1 protein-coding gene is annotated in these 1403 nt (G+C 45.0%); it reads right to left on the bottom strand.

Features of this window, described 5'->3' with window-relative positions; translation table 11 throughout:
- On the bottom strand, positions 1 to 1284 hold a 1284-nt coding region (locus tag R7E47_RS24350), incomplete at its 3' end, for an aspartate kinase (RefSeq protein WP_318085254.1).
- Positions 1285 to 1403: the final 119 nt, after the last annotated feature.

Raw genomic sequence — 1403 nt, 5'->3', positions numbered from 1 at the left:
GACAATATTGACGTTCACTTCCGCAAGAGAAGAGAAGAAACGTGAAGCAACACCACGAGATGTACGCATGCCGTCACCAACCAAGGTAACGATAGAAACATCATCGATAAAATCAACCGGTTCCAATAGACCGTCTTTTAGTTCAAGCTCAAACGCATCCGCCAAAACTTGTTGAGCTTTCAGCTTATCATCGGCCTCGATACAGAAGCTGATGCTGTACTCAGACGATGATTGAGTAATTAATACAATAGAGACACCAGCAGAAGACATCGCACCAAATACTCGGCTCGCCATGCCTACCATCCCCTTCATACCTGGGCCTGATACGTTAACCATGGTTAGGTCGTTAAGCGTTGTAATACCTTTGATCGCAAGATTATCTTCTCCAGTATCTTGGCCGATAAGCGTACCTGCACCTTGAGGGTTAAAGCTGTTTTTGATCAGACATGGAATGTGGAATTGCGCGATAGGAGCAATGGTCTTCGGATGCAGAACGGATGCACCGAAGTAAGAAAGCTCCATTGCTTCTTGATAGCTGAGTGACTTAAGTAGTCGTGCATCTTCAACCAATCGAGGATCGCAGTTGTAAACGCCATCCACGTCCGTCCAGATTTCACAACAATCAGCACGTAAACAAGCCGCTAATACTGCCGCTGAATAGTCAGAACCGTTACGACCCAGCGTCACCAATTCGCCTTTTTCATTACCCGCAGTAAAGCCCGGCATGATGTTCACATGATCTTTAGGAAGAGGATTTTGACGGAAGTTCTGTGTCGATACATCAACATCTACCATGGCTTCTAGGTGATCGCCTTTCGCATACAGATATTCAACAGGATCAATGAGGTTCGCTTTTTGCCCTTTGGCTTCCAGTACCGCTTTCATCAATTGAATCGAAACCCGCTCACCTTTACTGATGATGCGAGCATTGACGTTGTTTGGACACATACCAAGTAAGTTAATGCCGTGCACAAACTGACGCAGTTGAGAAAGAGGGGTTTTAACTTGGTTATCGAACGCCGCACCTTCTAGGTTAGGCAATACCGCTTGGATATCAGCAAAAAGCGTTTTAAACGACTCTTCCAACTCATTGATTTGCAGCTCAGCTTCACCATTGCGAAGTGCACCTTCAATGACTGCTACTAACTTGTTCGTCGTTTTACCCGGCGCCGAAAGTACAACGGCCACTTCTTCTTGTTGAGCGTTATTGGCAATGATATCTGCCGCTCTTAAAAAGCGATCTGCATCCGCTAGTGATGAACCGCCAAACTTCAATACTCGCATCCCTTCCTCCGATGTATTTTCTTAATTTTTGTCTAAATTCTGTCTAAAAACGCATAAAAAAAGGCCTGTATCTTGTTGGATACAGGCCTTTTTTGTGAATTTCTTTCGCTCAGCAGCCT

Source organism: Vibrio sp. Vb1026, from assembly GCF_033338745.1.
In the GTDB taxonomy this organism is placed as follows: Bacteria; Pseudomonadota; Gammaproteobacteria; order Enterobacterales; family Vibrionaceae; genus Vibrio; species Vibrio alginolyticus.
This window is presented reverse-complemented; position numbering and strand designations above follow the sequence as displayed.